Source organism: Streptomyces cylindrosporus (genome assembly GCF_022698165.1).
In the GTDB taxonomy this organism is placed as follows: Bacteria; Actinomycetota; Actinomycetes; order Streptomycetales; family Streptomycetaceae; genus Streptomyces; species Streptomyces cylindrosporus.
Genome location: NZ_JALDAY010000007.1, coordinates 608,101 through 632,885, shown reverse-complemented (window position 1 = coordinate 632,885; position 24,785 = coordinate 608,101). Strand labels below are relative to the sequence as shown.

Here is a 24,785-nt window from a genome sequence, read left to right as displayed (position 1 = left end):
CTCGGGTGTGGCCGCGGGAGGCCCGGTTGGTGGTGGTGTCGGGATCTCGGGTGTGGCCGCGGGAGGCCCGGTTGGTGGTGGTGTCGGGATCTCGGGTGTGGCCGCGGGAGGCCCGGCCGGTGGCGGTGTCGGAATCTCGGGTGTGGCCGCGGGAGCCCCGGTCGGTGGCGGCGTCGGGGCCTCGGGTCTGGCGGCGGAAGGCCCGGTCGGTGGTTCCGACGGGACCTCGGCCCCGGCTGTGGAAGTCCCTGACGCCACAGCCGACGGGAGAGCGGCCGGCGCCGCAGCGGGCCCCCTCGCCGGTGTCCGTGTGATCGAACTCGGTGGTATCGGTCCCGGACCCTTCGCCGGGATGCTCCTCGCCGACCTGGGTGCGGAGGTGGTCCGCGTCGACCGTCCCGGGCGGGTCGACGAACCCGACGCGGGCGGGCCCGCGGACGTGCTCAACCGGGGCAAGCGTTCCGTCGTACTCGATCTCAAGGACCCGGCCGCGACCGCCGCCCTCCTCCAACTCGTCGAGCGTGCCGACGTGTTGACCGAGGGATTCCGCCCCGGCGTCACCGAGCGGCTCGGCATCGGCCCGCACGACTGCCTCGCCCGCAACCCCCGCCTGGTCTACGGCCGGATGACCGGCTGGGGCCAGGACGGGCCCCTCGCCGCCGCGGCCGGACACGACATCACCTACATCGCGCTGACCGGCGCTCTCGGCGCCATCGGCGACCCCGACGGCCCACCCCGGATCCCGCTCAACCTCGTCGGCGACTTCGGAGGCGGCGGCTGCTACCTCGTCATCGGCGTCCTCGCCGCCCTGCACGCGGCTGCCCGCACCGGCCGGGGCCAGGTCGTCGACGCGGCCATCGTCGACGGCACCGCCCACCTCCTCGCCAGCACCTTCGCCAAACTCGCCCGCGACGAGTGGACCGACGAGCGCGGAGTGAACCGCTTCGACGGCGGCTGGCCCTTCTACGCCGTCTACGAGACCAAGGACGGCCGCCACGTGGCCGTCGGCGCGCTGGAGCGCAAGTTCTACCGCAGCCTCGTACGACTGCTCGGCCTGGACGTGGACCCCGACCGGCAGCACGACCGCTCGACCTGGCCGGAGCTGCGGCGCTCGCTCGCCAAGCGCTTCGCCGAGCGGACCCGCGACGAATGGGCCGCGCTGTTCGAGGGCACCGACGCCTGCGTGGCACCCGTGCTGACCCTCACCGAGGCCGCCGCACACCCCCATCTCGCCGCGCGCGGCAGCCTGTTCACCCGCGACGGAGTGGTCCAGCCCGCCGCCGCCCCCCGCTTCTCCGCGACCCCGTCGAGCCCCGGCCGCACCGCGCCGGCCGTCGGCGCCGACACCCGAGCCGTGTTCCACGACTGGGGCGTACCGCTCCCCGACTGACCGACCCGAACAAGGAGTTGTCATGCGAGACGCCGTCATCGTCGACGCCGTACGCACCCCGATCGGCAAGCGCAACGGCTCGCTGGCGTCGGTGCACGCGGCGGACCTGTCGGCCGAGGTGCTGAAGGCGCTCGTCGAGCGCACCGGCATCGACCCCGGCACGGTGGACGACGTGGTCTGGGGCTGTGTGACCCAGATCGGCGACCAGTCCAGCAACGTCGGCCGGTTCGCGGTGCTCGCCGCCGGCTGGCCCGAACACGTCCCCGCCGTCACCGTCAACCGCGCCTGCGGCTCCAGCCAGCAGGCCGTCGACCAGGCCGCGCACGCCGTGATGTCCGGCCAGTACGACATCGTGGTCGCGGGCGGCGTCGAGACCATGAGCCGGGTGCCGCTCGGCTCGCACCGGACCACGGGACAGCCGTACGGGCCCAAGGCCCTGGCCCGGTACGACGGTTTCGAGTTCAGCCAGGGCGTCGGCGCCGAACTCATCGCCGAGCGCTGGGGGTTGAGCCGCACCCGGCTCGACGAGTTCGCCGCCGAGTCGCACGCCAAGGCCGCCGCGGCGATCGACGCGGGTGTCTTCGACGACCACGTCGTGCCGGTCGAGGTGGACGGCACCAAGTTCACCGTGGACGAGGGGCTGCGGCGGGGTACCTCCGTCGAGACCTTGGCCAGGCTCAAGCCGTCGTTCAAGGAGGACGGCGTCATTCACGCCGGCAACGCCTCCCAGATCTCCGACGGCGCCGCGGCCCTGCTCGTCACCACCCCGGAGAAGGCCCGCGAACGCGGCCTCACCCCCATCGCCCGCTACCACACCGGCGCGGTCAGCGGTGCCGACCCGATCACCATGCTGCTCGGCCCGATCCCGGCGACCGAGAAGGTCCTGCGCCGCGCCGGACTCTCCATCGAGGACATCGGCGTGTACGAGGTCAACGAGGCCTTCGCACCGGTGCCGTTGGCCTGGCTGGCCGAGACCGGCGCCGACCCCGAGCGCCTCAACCCGCTGGGCGGCGCCATCGCCGTCGGCCATCCGCTCGGCGGCTCCGGCGCCATCCTGATGACACGGCTGCTCGCCCGGATGCGGGGCGAGAACCTCCGCTACGGCCTCCAGACGATGTGCGAGGGTGGCGGCACCGCCAACGCCACCATCCTCGAACTGCTGCGATGAGGACGGAGCGGGCGGACCCCGACGAGGGGTCCGCCCGCTCCGATCTCCTTCAGTTCTCCTTCAGTCCTCTCTCCTTGAGTCCTCGAACGTGACGACGACCTTCTCCGCCGCCCCGGGCGTCAGCGCCAGCTCGAAGGCCCGGTGCACCTCCGCGAACGGCACCCGGTGACTGATCAGCCGGGCGAACCGGTCCCGGTGCTCGGCGAGTTCCGCCGTCACCTCGAAGATCTCGGTCGGATAGCCCTGCGAGGCGATCAGCGTGAGCTCGCTGCGGAGCATGCCGCCCAGGTCGATCTCGGACGACGGCTTCTGCACGCCGACCATGACCAGCTTGGCGCCCCACTTGGCCGCGTCCACGGTCGTGTTGAAGACGGCGGCGACCCCGGCCGCGTCGATGTAGATGTCGGTGCCGGGGCGGGGCTGGCCCAGGGCGTTGGCGGCTTCACCGTGCAACTCGGTGAGCCGCGCGCTGACGTCCTCCTTCGCCGAGTCGATCACGGCGTCCGCACCCACGGCCAGCGCGGTCTCCAGGCGCTCCGGAACGACGTCCGCGACGACCACGTGCTCCACCCCGCGCAGCTTGAGCCAGATGGTGACGCCCAGCCCGATCGGCCCGGCGCCGAAGACGAGCACCTTGTCGCCGGGGCGGGCCTGGGAGCGGTTGACGCAGTGCCGGGCCACCGCCATGGGCTCGTTGAGCGCGGCCACGTCGAAGGGCAGGTCGTCCGGGAAGACCGCCACGCTCCGGCCCACCTCGGCGTCCTCGACGAGCAGGTACTCGTCCATCCCGCCCAGTTCGCCGCCGCAGCCGATGATGCCGGAGGGCGCGCCCTGCGGGTTGACGACCACCCGGTCGCCCACCTTCAGGTCCGTGACCTCGGCGCCCACGGCGACCACCTCACCGGCCGGCTCGTGCCCGAGCGGCAGCGGCACCACGGAGCCGTCGGGGGTGTAGGGCGTGCCGCCGGACTGCACGAAGAACGTGTCGGTGCCGCAGATGCCACAGGCGCGGATCCGCAGCAGGGCGTCCCGGGGGCCGGGCTCGGGCCGCGCGATCTCCACCACCTCGACGGCGTTCCTCGCTCCGGTCCGCACGGACTTCATGGTGGCGTTCTCGGCCATGGCTCCTCGCCTTCTCGTTGCTCCGGCCGAAGGTTACGTCGACCGGTCGGTACAATCAATGAGTTCGTCGGCGCACACGGCCCGGAGGCGATCAGCGGGGTTCGCGCGGCAGCCCGAGCCCCCGCTCGGCCACCTGCGTCCGCAGCACCTCGTTCGCCCCGCCCGCGATCGTGAACGCCCGCGAGTACAGATGGGCGTCCTGCCACCAGCCGTCGGCCACCGCCGCCGGGTCGTCCTCGGTGAGCAGGCCGTCGGTGCCCTGCAGCCGCAGGCCGAAGTCGGCCAGGTCGTGGTTGAGTTCGCTGAAGAAGATCTTGCCGAGCAGGGCGTCGGCCGGCCCTTCCGTGCCGTGCAGCATCCGGGACTGGGCGAGACCGATCAGCGCGGCGTTGACCTGGACCCGGGCGGCGAGCTCGCCGATCCGCTGCCGGGTGGCGGAATCCTCGAACGCGGCCGGTGTCCGCTCCGCCAGCCGGACCAGATCGTCCAGTACGGCCGACAGCTCGGCGCCCCGCGCCGCCACCCCGGAGCGCTCCCGGCCGAGGCTGCTCATCGCCACCCGCCAGCCGTCGTTCACCGCGCCGATCACGTTCGCGGCCGGGACGCGGACCCCGTCCAGGAAGACCTCGTTGAAGTCGGTGGTCCCGGTGATCTCGCGCAGCGGCCGCACCTCGATCCCCGGACTGCGCATGTCCAGCGCGAACGCGGTGATGCCCTTGTGCTTCGGGGCGTCGGGATCGGTGCGCGCGAGCAGGTAACCCATGTCCGCGTGCTGGCCGTTGGTCGTCCAGACCTTCTGGCCGTCGACGACGAACACCGCGTCCTCGCCCTCGCCCTCGACGCGTGCCCGGGTCCGCAGCGCCGCCAGGTCGCTGCCCGCCTCCGGCTCGCTGAACAGCTGGCACCACACGTCCTCGCAGCTGCGGATGCGGGGCAGGAAACGGGCCCGCTGCTCGTCCGTGCCGAAGTCGATGACCGCCGCCGAGGCGAGCGAGGCCGCGCCGACGGGCGGCCAGGTGCGGGCCCGGGCGATCTCCTCGGCCACCACGGACGGTTCGAGCGGGTGGGCGTCGGGCCGGCCGCCGTACTCGACGGGCCAGTCGATGCCGAGGAAGCCCGCCTCGAACAGCTTGGCGGTCCACTCCCGGATCGCCGGCATCAGCGCCGGATCGGGTGCGCGCACCCCGGAATGGGCCTTGACGCCGGGTGCGTGCTGCGCCACGAAGGCGCGCACCTTCCCCCGGAACGCCTCCAGCTCGGGCGTGGACTCCAGTCGCATCGCTGCCGGCTCCTCGTCGTCCTGCGGGCCTGACTGAAATGAGTATACTTTAACCATGGTGTTGGCCTGTCTGCCAGTGCCCGGTGCCCTTGCCCAATAGACTGGGGATCCGCAATTTCCCCTCAGAGGAGTAGGCCCATGGCGACTGCCGTCGACCGCGAGCCCGCCGACGGCGAGAGTGGCGCCCTGGTCGGCAAGCTGGCCGCGCAGACCGCGCAGCGCATCGAGGCGTCCGTGATCCGCCAGGGCTGGCCGGTGGGCGAGTCGCTGGGCTCCGAGACGGACCTGCGGGACTGGCTGGGCGTCAGCCGCGCGGTGCTGCGCGAGGCGGTGCGGCTGGTCGAGCACCACCAGGTCGCGCGCATGCGGCGCGGACCCGGCGGCGGCCTCATCGTCAGCGCCCCCGACGCGGGACCGGCCACCCGCGCCATGGTGATCTACCTCGAATACGTCGGCACCAGCGTCACCGACCTGCTCCAGGCCCGCCAGCTCCTCGAACCCATCGCCGCGGGCCTCGCCGCCGACCGCATCACCGAGGAGGGCATCGCCACGCTGCGGACCGCGCTGGAGTCCGAACTCGCCCACTGGGACGACCCGTCCGTCCACTCGCAGGACCCGCTGCACCCGGTGCTCGGGCAGCTGTCGGGCAACCCGGTCCTGCACCTGTTCATCGACGTGCTCACCCGCCTCACCGCCCGGTACGCGCACCTCTCCCGCCGTATCTCCAAGGCGGAGATGCACGCGGCGAAGGAGACCTCGCACCGCGAGCACAAGGCCGTCGTCGACGCCGTCATCGCCGACGACGGCGCCCGCGCGCAGACCGAACTGTCCTTGCACCTGGAGTCGGTGGCCGGGTGGATCGAGAAGCACCGGGTCCGCCGCGGCCAGCGGATCTCCGGCAACGTCGTCGAGCCCGAACTGGCCGAGGGCCCGCGCGCCAAGCTCGCCGAGGTCGTGGCCGCCCGGATCCACGACGACATCGCCGCCCGCGGCTGGCAGACCGGCATGGTCCTCGGCTCGGAGACCGACCTGCTGGCCCGCTACGAGATCAGCCGCGCCGTGCTGCGCGAGGCCGTACGGCTGCTGGAGTACCACTCGGTCGCCCGGATGCGCCGCGGCCCCGGCGGCGGTCTCGTCGTCACCGAGCCCGAACCCCAGGCCAGCATCGACACGATGGCCCTCTTCCTGGAGTACCAGGGCGTCACCGCCGACGACCTGCGGATCGTCCGCAACGCCATCGAACTGGGCATCGTCGCCCGGGTGACCGCCCGGCACGCGCAGGGCGACACCGAGGTCGCCGAGCGGCTCGCCAAGGCGGTCCGCTGGACCACCGAGGGCCCGGCCGACGACCCGCGCAAGGCGGACCTGTTCCACTCCGAACTCGCGGCCCTCGCCGACAACCCCGTGCTGTCCCTCTTCCTCGCCATCATCACCGAGCTGTTCCGCCGGCACGCCTCCGGCCAGGACCGGCCGCTGCCCGGAGACGCCGCCGCCGACGAGGTCCGGCACGTCCACCAGCGCATCCTCGACGCGATCCTCCAGGGCGACGCGGGCGTGGCCCGCCACCGGATGCGACGGCATTTGGATGCACTCATTCCGTGGTGGCACTGATCACGCCCTGATCGGACGCTGATCACTCTGGACCGGCAAGCCTAATTACGTATACTCAATAGGGTCCCGATCGAAGGAGATTCGATGCGCCGGACCCTGTTCGCGCAGGACCACGAGGACTTCCGTCTGCTGGTCCGCGACTTCATCGCCCGCGAAGTGCTTCCGGAGTACGAGGACTGGCGCCGCGCCGGACTCGTCCCCCGGGAGCTGTTCACCGCGCTGGGCAAGCTCGGCATCATCGGCACGGCGATACCCGAGGAGTACGGCGGGGGCGGCCAGGACGACTACCGCTTCAACGTCGTCATCCAGGAGGAGTGCGCCCGCGTCGGCGTCACCCTCGGCGGGCTGCGCACGCACCTCGACATCGTCGTCCCGTACTTCACGGGCCTCGCCGACGCGGGCCAACGGGAGCGCTGGTTCCCGGGACTGGCCTCCGGCGAGCTCTACACCGCGATCGCGATGAGCGAACCGGGCACCGGCTCCGACCTGGCCGGCATCAGGACGCGGGCGGTGCGCGACGGTGACCACTTCGTCCTCGACGGCGCCAAGACCTTCATCACCGGGGGCCACCACGCCGACCTGGTGATCGTGGTGGCCCGCACCGCCACCGACCCGGACGACCGGCGGGCCGGCCTCTCCCTGCTGGTCGTGGAGAAGGGCATGGCCGGCTTCACCGTCGGACGGAAGCTGGAGAAGATCGGCCTCGCCGTCCAGGACACCGTGGAGCTGTCCTTCGACGCCGTCCGGGTGCCCGCGGCCAACCTCCTCGGCGAGGAGGGCGGCGCCTTCACCCACCTCGGCCGCAACCTCGCCCAGGAACGCCTCGCCATCGCGGTCGGCGCCGTCGCCCAGACCCGCAACGCGATCGACCTGACCATCGGCTACGTCCGCGACCGTACGGTGTTCGGCAAGCCGGTCGCCCACTTCCAGAACACGAAGTTCGAACTCGCCGCCATGGCGACCGAGTTGGAAGCCGCCCAGACCCTGCTGGACGCGGCGGTCACCGCGCTCGTCGCCGGCGAGCTGAGCCCGGCCGACGCGGCGAAGACCAAGCTGTTCTGCACCGAGACACAGGGCCGCGTCGTCGACCGCTGCCTCCAACTGCACGGCGGTTACGGCTACATCCTCGAGTCCCCGATCGCCCGGCTGTACGCCGACGCGCGGGTGACCCGCATCTACGGCGGCACCAGCGAGGTGCTGAAGACCATCATCAGCAAGTCCCTGGGCCTGTAAGGAGTTTGATGTGAACATCGACGGTTCGTCGGCGCTGGTCACGGGAGGCGCCTCCGGCCTGGGCCTGGCCACCGCGCGCCGCATCCTCGACCGCGGCGGCCGGGTCGTGCTGGCCGACATCTCCGAGGAGCAGGGCGTCAAGGCGGTCGCCGACCTCGGCGGCGACGCCCGCTTCGTCCGCGCCGACGTCACCGACGAGGCCTCGGTCGACGCCGCCCTCGACGCCGCCGAGGACCTCGGCCCGCTGCGTTTCGTGGTGCACTGCGCGGGGCGCGGCGGCGACCGCACCCGCATCATCGACCGCGACCGCACCCCCGGCGGCCTCGACACCTTCGCCGAGGTCATACGCGTCAACCTCGTCGGCACGTACAACGTGCTGCGCCTGTCCGCCGCCCGGCTCTCCGGCAACGACGTCGTCGACGGCGACCGTGGAGCCGTGGTCCTCACCGCCTCCGTCGCCGCCTTCGACGGCCAGATCGGCCAGACCTCCTACACCGCCGCCAAGGCGGGCGTGCACGGCATGACCCTCGTCGCCGCCCGTGACCTGGCCAGCTGGCAGATCCGCGTCAACACCATCGCCCCCGGCATCATGGACACCCCCATGCTGGGCCGCCTGCGCGAGGACATCCGCGACGGACTCGCCGCCTCCGTGCCCCACCCCAAGCGCCTCGGCGACCCCGACGACTTCGCGCGGCTCGCCGTCGAGATGCTGGAGAACCCCTACCTCAACGGCCAGACCGTCCGGCTCGACGGCGCCATCCGCATGGCCCCACGATGAACGACGACGAGTTCCGGGCCGAGCTGCGCGCCTTCCTGACGCAGCATCACCCCGGCCGCCGCCCCAAGGACCCCGCGGAACGCCTCGTATGGCAGAAGAAGTGGCTCGCCACGCTGTACGACGCCGGGTACGCGGGGCCGAGCTGGCCGCGCGAGTACGGCGGCATGGACCTGCCGTTCGCCCGTCAGGTCGTCTACCAGGAGGAGTACGCGCGAGCCAGGGTCCCGGGCCCGCTCGGCACCGGGCTCGGCATCGCGGCGCCCACGATCATCAAGTACGGGACGCCCGAGCAGAAGGAGCGCTTCCTGCGCCCGATGCTGCGCGGCGACACGGTCTGGGCGCAGGGCTACTCCGAACCGGAAGCGGGCTCGGACCTGCCCGCGCTGCGCACGACCGCGCGCCGCGAGGGCTCGGAGTACGTCGTCAACGGGCAGAAGGTGTGGAACAGTTCGGCCGACATCGCCGACATCCTCTTCACCCTCGTGCGCACCGGACCGCCCGACTCCCGCCAGGACGGCATCAGTTACCTCCTGATCGACGCGCACGCCCCGGGCATCACCGTGCGCCCGCTGCGCGACCTGACCGGCGACGCCCACTTCTGCGAGATCTTCTTCGACGACGTCCGGGTCCCGGTCGCCGACCGGATCGGCGAGGAGAACGGCGGCTGGCCCCTCGTCCGCACCAGCCTCGGCCACGAACGCGCCGCCGGAGCGATGAACCAGGCCGCCCTGTACCGGCGCGTCCTCGACGAACTCATCGAGCTGGCGCACGAACGCGGCGCCACCGTCGACCCCCTGGTGCGCGACCGGCTCGCGGACTTCGAGATCCGCGTGACGATCATGCGGCTCACCGGGATGCGCACCATCGCCGACATCATGGCGAAGGGCGAACCCGGTCCGGCCTCCTCGACCTCGCGCCTGTTCATCGTGACCTTCGAGCAGGAACTGCACGAGTTCGCCCTGGAGTTGCTGGGCCCGTACGGCATCCTCGGCCGGCGCGACCCCCATGCGGTGCAGCGCGGCCGCTGGGTGTGGGGCTTCCTGCGCACCCGGGCCTCCACCATCGGCGCGGGCACCGCCGAGATCCAGCGCAACACCATCGCCGAACAGGTACTGGGCCTGCCCCGGGACCCGGCGATGCCGACCACGGGAAGGGCGCGATGAGAGCAGCACGCTGTACGCGGTACGGACCTCCGGACGGCCTGGAGGTGGCCGAGCTCGACGACCCCGCACCCGGCCCCGGCGAGGTCCTGGTCCGCGTGCACGCCGCGGCCGTCAACTTCCCGGACGTGCTGCTCATCTCGAACCGCTACCAGGTCCCCGCACCCCTGCCGTTCACCCCCGGCAGCGAGTTCGCCGGGGTCGTGGAGGCACTCGGCCCGGACGTCGCCGGACCCGCGGTCGGTACGCCCGTCGCCGGGGCCGTGCTGACCGGCGCCTTCGCCGAGCGGGTCGTGGTCCCCGTCGCCGGCCTGCGTCCCGTCCCCGACGGACTCGACATGGTCCACGCCGCCGCGTTCCACGTGACGTACGCGACCGCCTACCACTCCCTGGTCACCGTCGGCCAGGGCACGGCGGGGGAGTGGACGGCCGTGCTCGGGGCGGCGGGCGGGGTCGGCAGCGCGACCGTCGACATCGCGACCCGGCTCGGGATGCGCGTCGTCGCGGCCGCCTCCAGCGCGGAGCGGCTCGCTGTCGCCCGCAAGCTGGGCGCCGAGGCCGGGGTCGACTACGTCCACGAGGACCTCAAGACCCGTGTCCGCGAACTCACCGGCGGCGAAGGCGCCCACCTCGTGATCGACCCGGTCGGCGGCGACCACGCGGAGGCCGCCCTGCGCGCGCTGCGCCGGGGCGGCCGGTTCGTCACGGTCGGATACGCCGACGGGAAGATCCCCCGGATCCCGCTGAACCTCGTCCTGCTCAAGGACGCGGTCGTACGGGGCTTCGAGATCCGCATGCTGCGCCAGTACGCCCCCGACGCGGTGGCCGCCGGCGACCGGGCGCTCGCCCGGATGGTCCGGGACGGAATGCGCCCGCTCGTCTCCCGCGTCCACCCCCTGGCCGAGGTGGCGGCCGCCCTGACCGACGTGGCCGAGCGGCGCACCACGGGCAAGGTGGTCATCGAGATGCGCTAGAACGTGGGCAGTTGGGGGCGCTTCTTGACATAGCCCCCGGCGTCCACGCGCATCTGCATGCCGGTGACGTACTTCGACTCGTCCGACACCAGGAACAGCACCATGTCGGCGACGTTCTCCGGCTCGACGTAGGGGATGCCGAACCCGGTCGTCGCCGGGAAGGACGGCAGTGCGTCCTCGCGGGTCGGGTTCTCCAGGTCCGGACGGAAGGACCGGTACATCAGGTCGCTGTTGAGCATGTCGGTGTTGACGTTCGTCGGGTGCAGCGCGTTGACCCGGATCCTCCGGGACGTCAGGACCGTCGCCAGGTCGTGCACGAAGGACGCGACCTGGCGCTTGGCGAAGGAGTAGCCGAGTCCGCCGGGCCCGTTGGCCGGATTGTCGACGCTGGCCGGGATCAGCGCGGCGATCGAGCCCGTCGCGACGATCGAGGCGCCGTCGGGCAGATGCGGCAGGGCCGCCTCGACGGCGTGCACCACCCCGTTGAAGTCGACCGTGATGGCGTCGATGAAGGCCTGCGCGGTCTGCTGGGGGCCCAGCGGCGCGATCCCGGCCTGGGCGACGACGGCGTCCAGCCGCCCCAGCTCGGCGACTCCCTCGGCGACGGCCGCCTTGAGCGCGGCGGGGTCCCGTACGTCCGCCGTGCGGGCGACGATCCGCCGGCCGAGCTTCTCGACCTCCCGGACCGTCTCGTCGAGGTCGTCCTCGGTGGCCAGGGGATAGCCGTTGGTGGGGATGTCCGCGCACAGGTCCACCGCGATGATGTCGGCACCCTCGGAGGCGAGCCGGACCGCATGGGCCCGGCCCTGGCCGCGCGCGGCCCCGGTGATGAAGACGACCTTGTCCTGCACTCGACCCATGGGGTCTCCTTCCGTCGAATAAAAGAGTAGCCTGAATAACGGCGCAGTGAGCCTGGCGACTCCGATGATCGCCGAACAGAGGCGGGACTTCGGTGTTCGTTTCCGCTGAGTGGGACCAGTTCAGTGCACACAATGCGCCCGCTGCTAGAGAGTCCCCGAGACCGAGGGAGCGCAAGGATGCCGTTGCAGCCGTGGATGAAGTTGCTGTCGACCGACGACCATCTGATCGAACCCCCACGACTGTGGTCGGACCGTCTGCCCGCGAGGTACCGGGAGGCGGGCCCGCGGATCGTCGAGCAGGCGCGGGGCGAGGGAAGGGCACCCGCCGAGGTGTGGGTGTACGAGGACCGGATCTACCCCTACATCGGCCTCAACGCCGTCGCGGGCAAGAGCCCCGAGGAGTTCGGCCTCGAACCCACCCGCTACGACGAGATGATCCCGGGCTGCTACGACCCCAAGGCCCGCATCCGCGACATGGACCTCGACGGGGTGTGGGGCGCCCTGTGCTTCCCGTCCTTCCCGGGGTTCTCCGGCCATGTCTTCCTGGACGGCAAGGACCGCGAACTGGCCCTGCTGTGCGTGCAGGCGTGGAACGACTTCGTCCTCGACGAGTGGTGCGCCACCGCGCCCGGGCGGCTCATCCCGCTGGCCATCATGCCGATGTGGGACGTGGACCTCTGTGTCGCGGAGGTGCACCGTGTCGCCGCCAAGGGGGCCAAGGCGATCTCCTTCCCGGAGAACCCGTCCCCGCGCGGCCTTCCGTCCTTCCACACGGACTACTGGGACCCGTTCTTCACGGCCCTGGAGGAGACCGACCTCCCCCTGAGCCTGCACTTCGGCACCTCGGGCCAGGCCCCGAAGACGGCCCCCGAGGCCCCCTTCGCCGTGACCATCACCCTGTTCGGCTGCAACGCCATGTACGCCACGGGCGACCTGCTCTTCTCCCCGGTGCTGCACAAGCACCCCAAGCTGAAGATCGGCCTGTCCGAGGGCGGCATCGGCTGGATCCCGTACCTGCTGGAGCGTGCCGACGGCACGTGGGAGCGGCACCGCTTCTACCAGAACGTCAACCAGAGCGTGCGGCCCTCCGAGCTGTTCCACAGGCACTTCCACGGCTGCTTCATCGACGACCGGTTCGGCGTGGAGGTCCGCCACCACGTCGGCATCGACAAGATCACCTGGGAGTGCGACTACCCCCACTCCGACTCCTACTGGCCCAAGTCCCGCGCCTACGCGGCCGAGGTCCTGGCCGACGTACCCGACGAAGAGGTGCACAAGATCGTGGAGTTGAACACCCGCCGGATCTACAACCTCCCCGCATGAGCCGCCGCCCGGAGTCCGAGCGCTCCGACTGGACCGACCTGGACCTGCTCACCCGCGAGGAGGCCCACGGGCGGCTCCTGGCCGAGATCGCCGACACGGACGTACGACTGGCCGGGCTCGGTGAGTCCGACGCGGCCGAGCGGGAACTCCTGGAGTCCCGGCTGCGCGCGCTGCGGGAGGCCGCCGAGGATCTGATCGACCACGCGCAGGGGAACGGGGGCTGACATGGGGCGCGTCGATGGCAAGGTCGCGCTCGTCACGGGGGCGGCGCGAGGGCAGGGCAGGTCCCATGCCGTGCGGCTGGCCGAGGAGGGGGCGGACGTCGTCGTCACGGACGTGTGCCACGACATCAGTGACGAGCTGCCGTACTCGCTCGGGACGAAGGAACAACTGGAGGAGACCGCCGAGTTGGTCCGGGCGACCGGCCGCGGGTGTGTCGCCGTACAGGCCGACGTCCGGTCGATCGAGGAGATGCGCGGCGCGGTCGACGCGGCGCGCGCGGAGTTCGGGCGGCTCGACACCCTCGTCGCCAACGCCGGTGTCATGAGCATCGGGGCGGCCTGGGAGCTGTCCGAGGAGGCCTGGGACGTCAACATCGACGTCAACCTCAAGGGCCCCTGGAACACGGTGCGTGCCGCGGCCCCCTGGATGATCGAGCAGGGGGAGGGCGGCTCGATCGTCATCACCAGCTCGGCCGCCGGCATCCGCGGCCATGTGCCCTACGCCCACTACGTGGCCGCCAAACACGGGGTGGTGGGCCTGATGAAGGCCCTGTCCAACGAACTCGCCCTGCACCGCATACGGGTGAACACCGTCCATCCCACGGGCGTCAGCGACACGGGCATCACGGTCGGCGTGCCGATCGAGGAACTCGCGGCCCGGGAGCCGCTGTTCGGGCTCGTCGCGATGAACCCCCTGGCCCCGTACGTCGAGCCGCGTGACGTGTCGAACGCGGTGCTGTTCCTCGCCTCGGACGAGGCCAGGTACGTCACCGGACTGCAGTTCACCGTCGACGCGGGTTCGACCAACAAGCCGTAGATCGGAGTGGGTTGAATGAAGGTCACCATCGACACGTCGTCCTGCTCGGGGCACGCCCGGTGCGCGGCGGCGGCACCGGGGCTCTTCCGCCTGGACGAGGACGGATACGCCCTGCCCATCGAGGGGGAGGTCCCGGCAGAGCTCCGACAGGCCGCGTACGACGGTGAGTCGGCCTGCCCGGAGCGGGCGATCACCGTCGAGTGAGTACGCGTACGAGTGAGCCCCACGGTCCCTGGCCGTGGGGCTCACGCATGTCACGACGCCGGTCAGCCGGCCGGCTGCGGCGGCGGCGTGAAGTGGTGGCCCCAGAACGCGCCGTCCGTGATCTCGTAGACGGGCACGGGCTCCGGCACCTTCAGGCCGTTCCAGCCGAACTCGACGGCGTAGTTCTCCGGCGACCACACGTAGAACGACACCATGTGGTCGTTGGTGTGCTTGCCCAGCGAGTGCATCATCGGCACCTCGTACTTGGCGGCCCGGTCCAGGGCGCGCCCCACGTCGTCCAGGGTCGCCGCCTCGACCATGAAGTGCAGCAGCCGCCCGGGACCCGGCATCGGCGTGACGCCGAGCGTGTGGTGGCGCGGGTTGCAGCCCATGAACCAGGTCGTGCCGCCCGGCGAGCGCATGGTGTTGCGCTCGATGAAGCCCAGGACGTTGACGTAGAAGTCGAACGTGGTGCGCGCGTCCTCGGCGGAGATGATGGCGTGCCCGAAGCCCATGTCACCCGTGACGAACTCCGAGACCAGCGGGGTGTGCACCGGCACGTGGTCGAGGGTGCGGCCGTAGAACAGCTCCACCGGGTTGCCGCCCGGGTCGTTGAACTTGACGAAGCCGGTGACCTTCCGCTCCGCCGCCTCCGCCTCGGTGCCGGCCGTCACCTTGATCCCGGCCTTCTCGACGTCCGCGACCAGCTTCGCCAGCTCCCGCTCGTCGAGCACCTCGAAGCCCAGTGCCGTCATCCCGGGCTGGGCGCCCGGCGAGACCACGATCCGGTTCGGGTGGTCGTCCATCCGGAAGACGAGCGACCCGGAGTCGCTCTCGACGGGCATCAGGCCGAGGAAGTCGGCTCCGAACTCCCGCCACTTGTCCAGGTCGTTGGACTCCAGACGCAGGTACCCGAGTGAGCGAACACCCATCAGGCCCTCCCCTCACAGTCGGTCAGCTCCCGGGCGGCCCGTCGGGCCCCGGGTATCGGTACGTCCGCGACGCTAGACAGCCCGGCCCGCCCGCCGCCGGGAGCGTCCCACTGATCGGGAGACGTACGGCGACGCCGGTCGCGCCGGTGCGACGGTGACCGTCATGACACTCAGCTACGACGACACCCTGCGCGAACTCCCCACCGACGAAGGCACCCTGCGCTACCACGAGGCCGGCGACGGACCCCCGCTGCTCCTGCTGCACGGTTCGGGCCCGGGTGTGACCGGCTGGCGCAACTACCGGTACAACCTTCCCGTGCTGGCCGAGCACTTCCGCTGCCTGGCGCTGGAGTTCCCTGGCTTCGGCGTGAGCGATCCGACCGCCGAGAACCCCATGGCGGCAGGACCCAAGGCCGTACTGCGCTTCCTCGACGGCCTCGGCCTCGACCGCGTCGACGTCATCGGCAACTCCATGGGCGGGTTCATCGCCACCGGACTCGCGGTCGCCCACAAGGACCTGTTCCGGCGTGTGGTCACCATCGGCGGCGTCGGCCGCAACATCCTGTCTCCGGGCCCCAGCGAAGGCCTCAACCTGCTGGTGGAGTTCGCCGAGAACCCCACCCGCGACAACCTCGTGCAGTGGCTGCGCTCGATGGTCCACGACCCGGCCCTGCTCACCGAGGAGCTGATCGAGGAGCGCTGGGCGAGCGCCACCGAGCCGGCCACGCTGGAGGCGTCCCGGCGGATCTACGGCCGCCAGGCGATGGCCGCGATGCAGGCCGCCCAGTCCCAGTCCGACCAGCCCGTCTGGGCCGCACTCCACAAGATCACCGCACCCACCCTGCTGACCTGGGGCCGGGACGACCGGGTCACCCCGCTGGAGAACGCGCTGCTGCCGATGCGCACCATCCCCAAGGCCGAACTGCATGTGCTGCCGGACTGCGGGCACTGGGCGATGATCGAGCAGAAGCAGGCCTGGGAGAGCGCGGTCCTGGCCTTCCTGACCCGCCCGGACGCCTCCTGAGGGCGCCCGTGCGTCCGCCCGCCGCCCCCACCTCCGCCCGCCAGGCCGCCCGTCGCGTCCGCATCCTGCGCGCCGCCTCCGACCTCGGCTCCCGCGAGGGGCTGGCCGGCGTGCAGATGCAGGACGTCGCCAAGGAGGCGGGCGTCGCGATCGCCACCCTGTACCGCTACTTCCCGTCCAAGCCCTTCCTGTTCCTGGCCGTCATGGAGTGGCACATCGAGCAGTTCCTCGGGGACGGCGAGTGCACCCTCGCCGCCGACATCGGGGACACCCTCGTCGCCCTCAGCGGCAAGCTGCTCGGCAACCGGCAGCTGGCCTCGGCGGTGGCGCTGGCGTCGTTCACGGAGTACGCGAGCGCCGTCCCCACCCCGATCGACATCATCGAACGACCGCTGGGACAACGCCTGTTGCGGCTTCTCGGCGACCGTGCGGACGCCCGCAGCCGGGTACGGCTGCTCGTCTACACCTGGTGGGGCCTGTTCGTGGGCATGCTGACCAAGGAGATCACCCCCGAGCGGGGCGAGGCGGACCTGCGGCTGGCCGCGCGGCTGATCGCCGCGGTCTGAACACGCGAAAGGCGCCCGGGACACCCGCGGTGTCCCGGGCACCGGTGTGAGCTCAGTCCGTCGCCCCGGCCATGTCCAGCACGGCGAGGTAGGCGAAGGCGACGCTGGACCCGATCGGGGTCCCCGCACCCGGGTAGACCCGCCCCGACATCGCGGCCATGGTGTTCCCGCTCGCGTACAGCCCCTCGATCGGACTGCCGTCCGGCCGCAGCACGCGCGCATGCTCGTCGGTCCTCAGGCCGCCCTTGGTGCCGATGTCGGACGGCACGATGGTCGCCACGTAGAAGGGCGGCGTGGAGATCGGCACCACCAGCGGGTTGGGGTACTCGGTCTCGGGCGCCGCCGGGAAGTTCTGCCGGGGGTCGGCCGCGAACGGGACGATGTGGTGGAACATCTGGTCCCACACGCTCGTACCCCGGTCGAACTTCTCGTCCACACCGGTCGCCGCGTAGCCGTTGAACTCCTCGACGGTGCGGCTCAGCGCGTCGAACGGCACGTCGATCAGCTTCGCCAGCTCCTCCAGGGTGTCGGCCCTGCGCAGCGCGCCGGACTCCAGCCATTCCGGGCGCAGCGGCTCGTCCGGCGGGCCGCCGAAGCTGTCGCGGTCCAGCTGCCGCTGGTCGAAGATCCAGTACGCCGGGATGTGACTGACGCCCGTGCTGTGGTGCAGGCGCATGATCTCGTGCCCGACCTGGTCGTAGGGCCGGCTCTCGTTGACGAAGCGCTCGCCCGCCGCGTTGACCCAGATGCCGCCCCGGGTGCCGGTGTGGAAGATCGGCAGCCCGTCGGGCTGGATCAGTCCCGCCACGAACCAGGCCTCGTCGAGCAGGTCGGTGTCCGCGCCCGCGGCGATGCCCGCCCGCAGCGCGTCGCCCGTGTTGGTGTGGACGCCGTTGGACCACTCACCGGTGAGCGGCGCCTGGTTCTTCTCGCGCAGCTCACGATCGCGCTCGAAGCCGCCGGCTGCCAGCAGCACACCCCGTGCGGCCCGGAACGAGACCGGCTCCCCGTCGTGGACGGCCTCGATCCCGACGACCCTGCCGTCCTCGACGATCAGGTCGGTGAGCGCGGTGTTCAGCAGCAGTGTGCCGTTGCCCGTCTCCAGGAACGCGGCCAGGGCACGGCCGACCAGCGCGCGCCCGCCGGAGACGACCGGGCCCTCGTCGAAGCCGAACCGCTCGGTCGGGATCGACCTGCGGACGATGCCGGCGTGTTCCCCGATCTCCGCCAGTTCGAGCGGCGGCGGGAAGATGGTGTGCCCGGTGGGCGAGGCCCCGTCGACCCAGCCGAAGTAGTCCGGCACCGGACCGTGCACGAACGACTGGAACCAGGGGTTCTGCTCCAGCTCGTCGATCAGCCGGGGCCCGGCCGCCAGATAGGCGTCCTGCCGCGCCTCCCGCGAGGGGTCGGCGACGATCTCGCGCAGATAGGCCCGGACGGCCTCGACGTCGTCCGCGAGGCCCGCGCGGGCCAGCGGGGCGGAACCGGGGTACCAGATACCGGCGCCGGAGTAGGCCATGGTGCCGCCCACCCGGTCGGCCTTCTCGACGACGAGCGTACGCAGTCCGCGCGACGCGGCGACGTACGCACCGACCAGGCCTCCGCCCGACCCCACGACGACCACGTCGTAGGCATCCTCGTTGATGCTCATCCGAACCTCCTCATGAGTGCCGACGTTCTGCGTGGGGGGTGGGGACCGCTGCGGAACGCGCCTGCGGTCGGAGGTCGCGGGGCGCTCTGTGGCATGCCGCCACCGGCCGTTCGGCAGTTCGCCGGACGACGGTAACGAGGCCGCGGAAGCCCGCCGTCGAGCCATCTCGCTCAGCGAGACCCGGCCCGGCAGTCCCGGTGAGCGGAACGTCCGGGGCTCCCCTCGGGCTCCGCGGCACAGGCTGAAGGCCGGCACGAGTTGAGGATGGCGATGACAGACCTCTGGGAACCGGCGGCCGTCGCGGACCGTGAGACCGCCGTTGCGGAAGCGGCCGTACGACTCACCCGCGCGGCCCGCGACCACAAGCCCTGCACGCCCGTACGGGACCTGCTGGGAGCGAAGGACATCAGCCTCGCGTACGCCGTCCAGCGGCGCGTCGTCGGCGAGCGGATCGCCGCCGGGGCACGGGTCGTCGGCCGCAAGATCGGGCTGACGTCCGAGTCGGTGCAGCGCCAAGTGGGCGTCGAACGGCCCGACTTCGGCGTCCTGCTCGACGACATGGACGTCACCGGACTCCCGGCCGTCCCGAGCGACCGGCTGCTCCAGCCCAGGGTCGAGGCGGAGATCGCGTTCGTCCTCGCCGAGGACCTCGACGAGGGCGACCTCGACGTCGACCGGGTCCGGGCTGCGGTCGGACACGCCGTGGCCGCGCTGGAGATCGTGGACAGCAGGGTCGCCGACTGGGACATCGCGATCACCGACACGGTCGCCGACAACGCCTCAAGCGGTCTGTTCGTCCTGGGCCGACAGCCCCTCGGCATCGACGAGTTCGAGCCGAAGGACGTGACCATGCGGCTGTACGCCGACGGGGAGCTCGCCTCCGAGGGCGACGGCGCCGCCTGCCTCGGCGACCCCCTTGCGGCGCTGCTCTGGCTGGCCCGCACCGCCCGCGAGTTCGGCGACCCGCTGCGCGCCGGGCAGATCGTGCTCTCCGGCGCCCTCGGCCCGCTCGTCCCCACCCCGCCAGGCATCACCGTACGGGCCGAGATGTCGGCCCTGGGTTCGGTGACCGCGACCTTCTCACCCGAGGAACACAAAGGATGACGAAGACCAAGGTGGCCGTAATCGGCTCCGGCAACATCGGCACCGACCTGATGATCAAGGTCCTGCGCCTGTCCGAGACCCTGGAGATGGCCGCGATGGTGGGCATCGACCCGGACTCGGACGGCCTGTCGCGCGCCGCCCGCCTCAAGGTCCCCACCACCCACGAGGGCGTCGACGGCCTGATCCGCATGGACGGCTTCGACGACATCGGCATCGTCTTCGACGCCACCTCCGCCAAGGCCCATGTCGAGAACGCCAAGAAGCTCGCCCCGTACGGCAAGCGGCTCGTGGACCTCACCCCGGCGGCCATCGGCCCCTACGTGGTGCCGCCGGTCAACCTCGACGAGCACCTGTCGGGCGGGGACAACGCTGTCGACAACTTCAACATGGTCACCTGCGGCGGCCAGGCGACCATCCCGATCGTGCACGCGGTCAGCCGGATCACCCCGGTGCCCTACGCCGAGATCGTCGCGTCCATCGCCTCGAAGTCGGCCGGACCCGGCACCCGGGCCAACATCGACGAGTTCACCGAGACCACCTCCGGCGCCATCGAGAAGGTGGGCGGCGCCCGCCGGGGCAAGGCGATCATCGTCCTCAACCCGGCCGAACCGCCGCTGATCATGCGGGACACGGTGTACTGCCTGATCGGCGACGCCGACCACGACGCGGTCCGGGCCTCCGTCGAGGAGATGGTGGCCGCGGTCGCCGAGTACGTGCCCGGCTACCGGCTCAAGCAGGAGGTCCAGTTCACCCCGGTGCCGGCCGGCGACCCGGTCCACACACTGCTGCCCGACGGCGTCGAGGAGAAGCCGACCACCAAGGTGTCGGTCTTCCTGGAGGTCGAGGGCGCCGCCCACTACCTGCCCGCCTACGCCGGCAACCTCGACATCATGACCTCGGCCGCCCTGCGCGTCGCCGAGCGCATCGCCGGGCGCGAGACCACCGAGGTGACCAAGTGACCGAGACCCCCAGGCTCTACGTGCAGGACGTCACCCTCCGGGACGGCATGCACGCCATCCGGCACCGGATCACCCCGGAGTTCGTGGCGAGGATCTCCGCCGCGCTCGACCGGGCGGGCGTCGACGCCATCGAGGTCGCGCACGGCGACGGACTGGCCGGCGGCAGCCTCAACTACGGGCCCGGCAGCAACACCGACTGGGAGTGGATCGAGGCGGCCGCCGACGCCATCGACCGCGCGGTCCTCACCTCCCTGCTGCTTCCCGGCATCGGCACCATCGTGGAACTGAAGCGGGCCTACGCCATGGGCGTCCGCTCGGTGCGCATCGCCACCCACTGCACCGAGGCCGACGTCGCCGCCCAGCACATCTCCACCGCCCGCGAACTCGGCATGGACGTCTCGGGCTTCCTGATGATGGCCCACATGGCGTCCCCCGAAGTCCTCGCCGGACAGGCCAGGTTGATGGAGTCGTACGGTGCCCACTGCGTGTACGTCACCGACTCCGGCGGCCGGCTCACCATGGACGGCGTCCGCGACCGCATCCGCGCCTACCGGGACGTCCTCGACCCCGGCACCCAGATCGGCATCCACGCCCACGAGAACCTCTCCCTCTCCGTCGCCAACTCCGTGGTCGCCGTGGAGGAAGGGGTCACCCGGGTCGACGCCTCCCTCGCCGGACAGGGCGCGGGCGCGGGCAACTGCCCGATCGAGCCCTTCGTCGCCGTCGCCAACCTGCACGGCTGGAAGCACGACTGCGACCTGTACGCCCTCCAGGACGCCGCCGAGGACCTGGTACGGCCGCTGCAGGACCGCCCGGTGCGCGTGGACCGCGAGACCCTCACGCTCGGCTACGCGGGCGCCTACTCCAGCTTCCTGCGGCACGCCGAGACCGCGGCCGAGCAGTACGGCCTCGACGCCCGCACCATCCTGGAGGAGGTCGGCAGGCGCGGCCTGGTCGGTGGCCAGGAGGACATGATCGTGGACATCGCCCTGGACCTGACGACACGGGGCTGACGCGGGATTGCCCCCGACAATTAATAGACCGGTCGCCCCAATTAATCGGTGCACGGCTCTTTCTCTGCGGTCGGCGTCATTGATACCTTGACGCCGGCGCCGGACCAGAATTGATTTCAGGTTGAGCAGAGAGGCACCGACGATGACGTCTGCCCCTGAGCTGAGCGTTGCGCTGCCTCCGTCGATGATGGAGCGAGTGACGCTCATCATGGACCTCTTCGAGAGTCCACAGACCCACCTGACCCTTGAGACGGTCTCCCGCCGGACCCAGCTGCCCCGGTCGACCACGCACCGGATCCTCGACCAGCTGGTCCGGCTCGACTGGCTGCGGCACACGGTGGCCGGATACACCCTGGGCAACAGAGCGCTCGGGCTGGGCGGCCGGGAGATCGGGCACAGCGCGCTGCGGGCAGCCGCCGCGCCGCATCTGCTGGATCTGGCCGTCCGCACCAGGATGGTCGTCCATCTGGCCGTGCTCGACGGGCCGGAGATCTACTACCTGGACAAGGTGGGCGGCCGGGCCGCCGTCGACATCCCCTCGCGGGTCGGCGGCCGGGCGGTCGCGCACTGCACCGGGCTCGGCAAGGCCATGCTGGCCTGGCTGAGCCCGGAGGAGATCGACGCGCGGTACACGCAGAGCATGGAGCGCCGGACCCACCACAGCATCGGCCGGCTCGACCAGCTGCACCGCGAGCTGGGCCAGGTGCGCCGCCGGGGCGGGCTGGCGATCGACCGCGGGGAGTGCTTCCCCGGCCTCGGCTGTGTCGGCCTCGCCCTGCGCGGACCGGAGGGCCCGGTCGGCGCGATCTCGGTGGTCGGCGACGGCCGTTCGTCCCTGGAACTCGTGGCCCCGCTGGTGGTGAACGCCGTGCGGGCCGTCGCGGACGACCTCTACGGCACACCGGAACCGCACCGCCGGGAAGTCCCGGACGTCATCGCCTGACGAGGAAAGCCGCCCCAGGGGGCACCTGGGGCGGCTCTCTGTCCCGGAATCACCGGGCGGTCCAGCCCCCGTCGACCGTGACCGTCGTACCCGTGACATAGCGGGAGGCGTCCGAGGCCAGGAACACCGCGGCGCCGCCCAGTTCACCGGCGTCGCCCACCCGGCCCAGGGGAGTGCTCCGCACGATCCGCTCGCCCCAGCGGCTGTCCAGCAGCCCGGAGCTGAGGTCCGTACGGAAGTAGCCGGGTGCCAGGGAGTTGACCCGCACCCCGCGGTCGGCCCACTCCACGGCGAGCGCCCTGGTGAGCGCCTCGACGCCGCCCTTGCTGGCCGCGTACGCGGCGATCCGCTCGAAGCCGGTGCGCGCGTGCACCGACGAGACGTTGACGATCGACCCGGACCCCTGCTCCAGCATCACCTTCCCGGCCTCGCGGCAGCAGTAGAAGGTGCCCCGGAGATTGATGTCGAGCACCCGCCCGAAGTCCTCGTCGGTGACGAACTCGGTGCGCGTGAAGTGCGGGCTGATCCCGGCGCAGTTGACGACCGCGTCCAGCCGCCCGGTCGCGCCGGTGATCCGCTCGACCGTCGTACGCACCACGTCCGAGTCGGCCACGGAACCGGGCAGCACCAGCACCTTGCCCCCGTGCCCGGCGAGTTCGGCCTCCAGGCTCTCCAGGTCCGCGGCGGTCCGGGCGGTCACCGCCACGTCCGCTCCGGCCTGGGACAGCGCGACCGCGATCGCCCGCCCGAGCCCCTTGCCCGCGCCGGTGACCCAGGCGGTACGGCCGTCGAGGCGCAGCTCGGTGTTGACGTCGGCCATGCCTCAGTCCTCCACGGGGATGTCGCGCAGGGTCCGCTTGAGGACCTTGCCGGAAGGAGTGCGGGGGAGTTCGCCGACGACGTCGAAGCGGACCGGCACCTTGAACTTGGCGAGGTGTCCCGCGCAGAACTCCCGCAGCTCGTCCGGCCCGGCGTCCGCGCCCGGCCGGAACACCACGAAGGCGCGCGGGACCTCGCCCCAGCGGGGATGCGTCAGCCCGACCACCGCGGCCTCGAGGACAGCGGGGTGCTCGTACAGCACCCGCTCCACCTCGGGAGTCGCGATGTTCTCCCCGCCCGAGACGATCATGTCCTTCTTGCGGTCGTCGATGTAGAGGAAGCCGTCCTCGTCGACGTGCCCGATGTCCCCGGTGTGGAACCAGCCGTTCTGCAGGGCCGCGGCCGTGGCCTTCTCGTCGCGCCAGTAGCCGGCGAAGACCTTCGGGCCGCGCAGCGTGATCTCGCCCAGCTCGCCCGCCGGCAGCTCCTTGCCGGTGTCGTCGACGATCCGCACGCGCGTGTGCGGCACCGGACGCCCGACCGAGCCCAGCTTGGACAGCGCGTGCTCGCGGTCGAGGAAGGTGTCGCCGGAGACCGTCTCGGTCAGCCCGTAGGCGTCGGCGAACCAGGCGTTGGGGAAGGCGTTCATGATGCGGCGCAGCACCGGCTCGGGGGTCTTCTCGCCGCCGCCGAGGACGAAGCGGACCGAGGAGGTGTCGTAGGACTCCCGGTCCGGGACCTCCAGCACCGCGTTGACCATGGCGGGCGCGAGCCAGGCGTTGGTGACCCGGTGCTCCTGTATCGACCGCAGGACGCCCTGCGGGTCGAACTTCCGCTGGAGCACCACTGCGCCGCCCGCGTACAGGACGCCGAGGGCCGGCATGTCCAGGCCGCCCACGTGATAGAGCGGGCCGCAGACCAGTGTGGTGTCGGCCGCGGTCAGCCCGAAGTGGACGATGTGCGCCAGGTTCTTGGCCTGCACGTTCCCGTACGTGATGCGCACGCCCTTGGGCCGCGAGGTGGTGCCCGAGGTGTACATCAGGCGCTGGAGGTCGTCGGGGCCGACGTCCACGGCGGCGACCTCCGCTGCCTGGTGCCGGTCCAGCAGCGCCTCGTAGCCGGTCCACCCGGGCGCGGGAGCCTCTCCGTCCACCAGGATCCGGTGCTCCAGGCCGGCGGCCCTGGCGGCGATGCGGTCCGTCGCGCGCAGGAACTCCGGCTCGGTGACGATCGCCTTCGCCTCGGCGTGGTCCAGGATGTACGCCCATTCCTCCTCGGACAGGCGGTAGTTCAACGGCAGGAACACGGCCCCGACGCGATTGGCCGCGTACACCAGCTCGATGAACTCCGGCCGGTTGTACAGCAGCAGGGCCACGACGTCGCCGCGCCCGACGCCCAGCTCCGTCAGACCGGCGGCCAGCCGGTTCACCCGCTCATGGAGCTCGCGCACCGTCAGGCGGCGGTCGTCCTGCGTCACGGCCACGGCGTCGGGCCGCTGGGCCAGGTGGTAATCGAGGATGCTCGAAAAATTGTGCACGGCGACTCTCCGGCTCGGCGGCCGGGAATGTCCCGACCGGTCGGTTGCCCGCTACCAAGATTTAGTGTACCTCTTGGTCTATAAAACATTGAGCCGC

Annotated in this window: 24 protein-coding genes; 17 read left to right on the top strand and 7 right to left on the bottom strand. The window is 71.5% G+C overall.

The genetic code is table 11. The annotated features are described in order from the left end of the window. Positions 1 to 238: 238 nt before the first annotated feature. Both MQP27_RS25620 and MQP27_RS25615 read left to right on the top strand, forming a co-directional pair. Positions 239 to 1,390, top strand: coding sequence for a CaiB/BaiF CoA transferase family protein (locus MQP27_RS25620; RefSeq protein WP_242767785.1), 1,152 nt, complete (start codon positions 239 to 241; stop codon positions 1,388 to 1,390). A gap of 22 nt (positions 1,391 to 1,412) precedes the next feature. Next, the gene (locus MQP27_RS25615) at positions 1,413 to 2,558 is read left to right on the top strand and encodes a thiolase family protein (RefSeq protein ID WP_242767784.1); all 1,146 of its coding nucleotides are present in this window, start codon (positions 1,413 to 1,415) and stop codon (positions 2,556 to 2,558) included. Between the two features lie 60 nt (positions 2,559 to 2,618). On the opposite strand, the gene MQP27_RS25610 is transcribed toward MQP27_RS25615, so the two are convergent. Together MQP27_RS25610 and MQP27_RS25605 are read right to left on the bottom strand one after the other, a co-directional pair. Then, positions 2,619 to 3,680, bottom strand: a complete 1,062-nt coding sequence (locus MQP27_RS25610) for a zinc-dependent alcohol dehydrogenase (RefSeq protein WP_242767783.1) — start codon at positions 3,678 to 3,680, stop codon at positions 2,619 to 2,621. 91 nt (positions 3,681 to 3,771) lie between these two features. After that, positions 3,772 to 4,959 carry an acyl-CoA dehydrogenase family protein gene (locus tag MQP27_RS25605; RefSeq protein WP_242767782.1) on the bottom strand — a complete coding sequence of 396 codons (1,188 nt, stop codon included), beginning with the start codon at positions 4,957 to 4,959 and terminating at the stop codon, positions 3,772 to 3,774. A 138-nt stretch (positions 4,960 to 5,097) separates the two neighbouring features. Here MQP27_RS25605 and MQP27_RS25600 point away from each other — a divergent pair, with 138 nt between their 5' ends. The 5 genes from MQP27_RS25600 (at position 5,098) to MQP27_RS25580 (ending at position 10,715) form a co-directional block, all read left to right on the top strand. Next, entirely contained in the window at positions 5,098 to 6,570 is a 1,473-nt protein-coding gene (locus tag MQP27_RS25600) for a FadR/GntR family transcriptional regulator (protein ID WP_242767781.1), read from the top strand. Between the two features lie 84 nt (positions 6,571 to 6,654). Continuing rightward, a complete protein-coding gene (locus tag MQP27_RS25595) occupies positions 6,655 to 7,803 on the top strand; it encodes an acyl-CoA dehydrogenase family protein (RefSeq protein WP_242767780.1) in 1,149 nt (382 codons plus the stop codon). A gap of 10 nt (positions 7,804 to 7,813) precedes the next feature. Continuing rightward, entirely contained in the window at positions 7,814 to 8,581 is a 768-nt protein-coding gene (locus tag MQP27_RS25590) for an SDR family NAD(P)-dependent oxidoreductase (RefSeq protein WP_242767779.1), read from the top strand. Continuing rightward, entirely contained in the window at positions 8,578 to 9,744 is a 1,167-nt protein-coding gene (locus MQP27_RS25585) for an acyl-CoA dehydrogenase family protein (RefSeq protein WP_242767778.1), read from the top strand. The genes MQP27_RS25590 and MQP27_RS25585 overlap by 4 nt, the downstream gene beginning before the upstream one ends. After that, on the top strand, positions 9,741 to 10,715 hold the full coding sequence (locus MQP27_RS25580; RefSeq protein ID WP_242767777.1) for an NADPH:quinone oxidoreductase family protein: 975 nt from the start codon (positions 9,741 to 9,743) through the stop codon (positions 10,713 to 10,715). The genes MQP27_RS25585 and MQP27_RS25580 overlap by 4 nt, the downstream gene beginning before the upstream one ends. On the opposite strand, the gene MQP27_RS25575 is transcribed toward MQP27_RS25580, so the two are convergent. Then, on the bottom strand, positions 10,712 to 11,575 hold the full coding sequence (locus MQP27_RS25575) for a mycofactocin-coupled SDR family oxidoreductase (RefSeq protein WP_242767776.1): 864 nt from the start codon (positions 11,573 to 11,575) through the stop codon (positions 10,712 to 10,714). The two genes, MQP27_RS25580 and MQP27_RS25575, sit on opposite strands and share 4 nt — an antisense overlap. A gap of 177 nt (positions 11,576 to 11,752) precedes the next feature. Here MQP27_RS25575 and MQP27_RS25570 point away from each other — a divergent pair, with 177 nt between their 5' ends. From MQP27_RS25570 to MQP27_RS25555, 4 genes are read left to right on the top strand one after another with little or no spacing between them, the layout of a single operon-like run. Further along, positions 11,753 to 12,898 (top strand): amidohydrolase family protein, encoded by a 1,146-nt coding sequence (locus MQP27_RS25570; RefSeq protein WP_242767775.1) that lies wholly within the window; start codon positions 11,753 to 11,755, stop codon positions 12,896 to 12,898. Beyond that, entirely contained in the window at positions 12,895 to 13,122 is a 228-nt protein-coding gene (locus MQP27_RS25565; RefSeq protein ID WP_242767774.1) for a hypothetical protein, read from the top strand. Before MQP27_RS25570 ends, MQP27_RS25565 begins: the two co-directional genes overlap by 4 nt. A gap of 1 nt (position 13,123) precedes the next feature. Further along, positions 13,124 to 13,936: a mycofactocin-coupled SDR family oxidoreductase gene (locus MQP27_RS25560; RefSeq protein ID WP_242767773.1), complete on the top strand. Its 813-nt coding sequence runs from the start codon at positions 13,124 to 13,126 to the stop codon at positions 13,934 to 13,936. A gap of 15 nt (positions 13,937 to 13,951) precedes the next feature. Beyond that, positions 13,952 to 14,140: a ferredoxin gene (locus MQP27_RS25555; RefSeq protein WP_242767772.1), complete on the top strand. Its 189-nt coding sequence runs from the start codon at positions 13,952 to 13,954 to the stop codon at positions 14,138 to 14,140. Positions 14,141 to 14,202: 62 nt separating this feature from the next. Here the strand turns inward: MQP27_RS25555 and MQP27_RS25550 are convergent, their stop codons facing one another. Next, positions 14,203 to 15,072, bottom strand: coding sequence for a VOC family protein (locus MQP27_RS25550; protein ID WP_242767771.1), 870 nt, complete (start codon positions 15,070 to 15,072; stop codon positions 14,203 to 14,205). Positions 15,073 to 15,235: 163 nt separating this feature from the next. Between MQP27_RS25550 and MQP27_RS25545 the strand changes: the two genes are divergently transcribed. Together MQP27_RS25545 and MQP27_RS25540 are read left to right on the top strand one after the other, a co-directional pair. Continuing rightward, entirely contained in the window at positions 15,236 to 16,096 is an 861-nt protein-coding gene (locus MQP27_RS25545; protein WP_242767770.1) for an alpha/beta fold hydrolase, read from the top strand. Positions 16,097 to 16,104: 8 nt separating this feature from the next. After that, positions 16,105 to 16,662 carry a TetR/AcrR family transcriptional regulator gene (locus tag MQP27_RS25540; protein ID WP_242767769.1) on the top strand — a complete coding sequence of 186 codons (558 nt, stop codon included), beginning with the start codon at positions 16,105 to 16,107 and terminating at the stop codon, positions 16,660 to 16,662. A gap of 52 nt (positions 16,663 to 16,714) precedes the next feature. Here MQP27_RS25540 and MQP27_RS25535 read toward each other — a convergent pair whose 3' ends face one another. Continuing rightward, the gene (locus tag MQP27_RS25535) at positions 16,715 to 18,313 is read right to left on the bottom strand and encodes an FAD-binding protein (RefSeq protein ID WP_242767768.1); all 1,599 of its coding nucleotides are present in this window, start codon (positions 18,311 to 18,313) and stop codon (positions 16,715 to 16,717) included. 270 nt (positions 18,314 to 18,583) lie between these two features. Between MQP27_RS25535 and MQP27_RS25530 the strand changes: the two genes are divergently transcribed. The 4 genes from MQP27_RS25530 to MQP27_RS25515 all read left to right on the top strand — a co-directional run bounded on the left by MQP27_RS25530 (position 18,584) and on the right by MQP27_RS25515 (position 22,332). After that, positions 18,584 to 19,417: a 2-keto-4-pentenoate hydratase gene (locus MQP27_RS25530; RefSeq protein WP_242767767.1), complete on the top strand. Its 834-nt coding sequence runs from the start codon at positions 18,584 to 18,586 to the stop codon at positions 19,415 to 19,417. Further along, a complete protein-coding gene (locus tag MQP27_RS25525) occupies positions 19,414 to 20,376 on the top strand; it encodes an acetaldehyde dehydrogenase (acetylating) (RefSeq protein ID WP_242767766.1) in 963 nt (320 codons plus the stop codon). The genes MQP27_RS25530 and MQP27_RS25525 overlap by 4 nt, the downstream gene beginning before the upstream one ends. Further along, complete coding sequence (dmpG, locus tag MQP27_RS25520; RefSeq protein WP_308289985.1) at positions 20,373 to 21,389, top strand: 4-hydroxy-2-oxovalerate aldolase; 1,017 nt, start codon at positions 20,373 to 20,375, stop codon at positions 21,387 to 21,389. Before MQP27_RS25525 ends, dmpG begins: the two co-directional genes overlap by 4 nt. Positions 21,390 to 21,531: 142 nt before the next feature. Continuing rightward, entirely contained in the window at positions 21,532 to 22,332 is an 801-nt protein-coding gene (locus tag MQP27_RS25515) for an IclR family transcriptional regulator (RefSeq protein WP_242767765.1), read from the top strand. Positions 22,333 to 22,381: 49 nt separating this feature from the next. On the opposite strand, the gene MQP27_RS25510 is transcribed toward MQP27_RS25515, so the two are convergent. Both MQP27_RS25510 and MQP27_RS25505 read right to left on the bottom strand, forming a co-directional pair. Beyond that, positions 22,382 to 23,152 carry an SDR family NAD(P)-dependent oxidoreductase gene (locus MQP27_RS25510; protein ID WP_242767764.1) on the bottom strand — a complete coding sequence of 257 codons (771 nt, stop codon included), beginning with the start codon at positions 23,150 to 23,152 and terminating at the stop codon, positions 22,382 to 22,384. Between the two features lie 3 nt (positions 23,153 to 23,155). Next, entirely contained in the window at positions 23,156 to 24,688 is a 1,533-nt protein-coding gene (locus tag MQP27_RS25505) for an acyl-CoA synthetase (protein WP_242767763.1), read from the bottom strand. Between the last annotated feature and the right edge of the window lie 97 nt (positions 24,689 to 24,785).

Bases quoted from the DNA above. Each gene is read 5' to 3' on its own strand.
- MQP27_RS25615 (WP_242767784.1), top strand. From the start codon at position 1,413: ATGCGAGACGCCGTCATCGTCGACGCCGTACGCACCCCGATCGGCAAG.
- MQP27_RS25610 (WP_242767783.1), bottom strand. From the start codon at position 3,680: ATGGCCGAGAACGCCACCATGAAGTCCGTGCGGACCGGAGCGAGGAAC.
- MQP27_RS25605 (WP_242767782.1), bottom strand. From the start codon at position 4,959: ATGCGACTGGAGTCCACGCCCGAGCTGGAGGCGTTCCGGGGGAAGGTG.
- MQP27_RS25600 (WP_242767781.1), top strand. From the start codon at position 5,098: ATGGCGACTGCCGTCGACCGCGAGCCCGCCGACGGCGAGAGTGGCGCC.
- MQP27_RS25595 (WP_242767780.1), top strand. From the start codon at position 6,655: ATGCGCCGGACCCTGTTCGCGCAGGACCACGAGGACTTCCGTCTGCTG.
- MQP27_RS25585 (WP_242767778.1), top strand. From the start codon at position 8,578: ATGAACGACGACGAGTTCCGGGCCGAGCTGCGCGCCTTCCTGACGCAG.
- MQP27_RS25580 (WP_242767777.1), top strand. From the start codon at position 9,741: ATGAGAGCAGCACGCTGTACGCGGTACGGACCTCCGGACGGCCTGGAG.
- MQP27_RS25575 (WP_242767776.1), bottom strand. From the start codon at position 11,575: ATGGGTCGAGTGCAGGACAAGGTCGTCTTCATCACCGGGGCCGCGCGC.
- MQP27_RS25570 (WP_242767775.1), top strand. From the start codon at position 11,753: ATGCCGTTGCAGCCGTGGATGAAGTTGCTGTCGACCGACGACCATCTG.
- MQP27_RS25565 (WP_242767774.1), top strand. From the start codon at position 12,895: ATGAGCCGCCGCCCGGAGTCCGAGCGCTCCGACTGGACCGACCTGGAC.
- MQP27_RS25560 (WP_242767773.1), top strand. From the start codon at position 13,124: ATGGGGCGCGTCGATGGCAAGGTCGCGCTCGTCACGGGGGCGGCGCGA.
- MQP27_RS25555 (WP_242767772.1), top strand. From the start codon at position 13,952: ATGAAGGTCACCATCGACACGTCGTCCTGCTCGGGGCACGCCCGGTGC.
- MQP27_RS25550 (WP_242767771.1), bottom strand. From the start codon at position 15,072: ATGGGTGTTCGCTCACTCGGGTACCTGCGTCTGGAGTCCAACGACCTG.
- MQP27_RS25545 (WP_242767770.1), top strand. From the start codon at position 15,236: ATGACACTCAGCTACGACGACACCCTGCGCGAACTCCCCACCGACGAA.
- MQP27_RS25535 (WP_242767768.1), bottom strand. From the start codon at position 18,313: ATGAGCATCAACGAGGATGCCTACGACGTGGTCGTCGTGGGGTCGGGC.
- MQP27_RS25530 (WP_242767767.1), top strand. From the start codon at position 18,584: ATGACAGACCTCTGGGAACCGGCGGCCGTCGCGGACCGTGAGACCGCC.
- MQP27_RS25525 (WP_242767766.1), top strand. From the start codon at position 19,414: ATGACGAAGACCAAGGTGGCCGTAATCGGCTCCGGCAACATCGGCACC.
- MQP27_RS25515 (WP_242767765.1), top strand. From the start codon at position 21,532: ATGACGTCTGCCCCTGAGCTGAGCGTTGCGCTGCCTCCGTCGATGATG.
- MQP27_RS25510 (WP_242767764.1), bottom strand. From the start codon at position 23,152: ATGGCCGACGTCAACACCGAGCTGCGCCTCGACGGCCGTACCGCCTGG.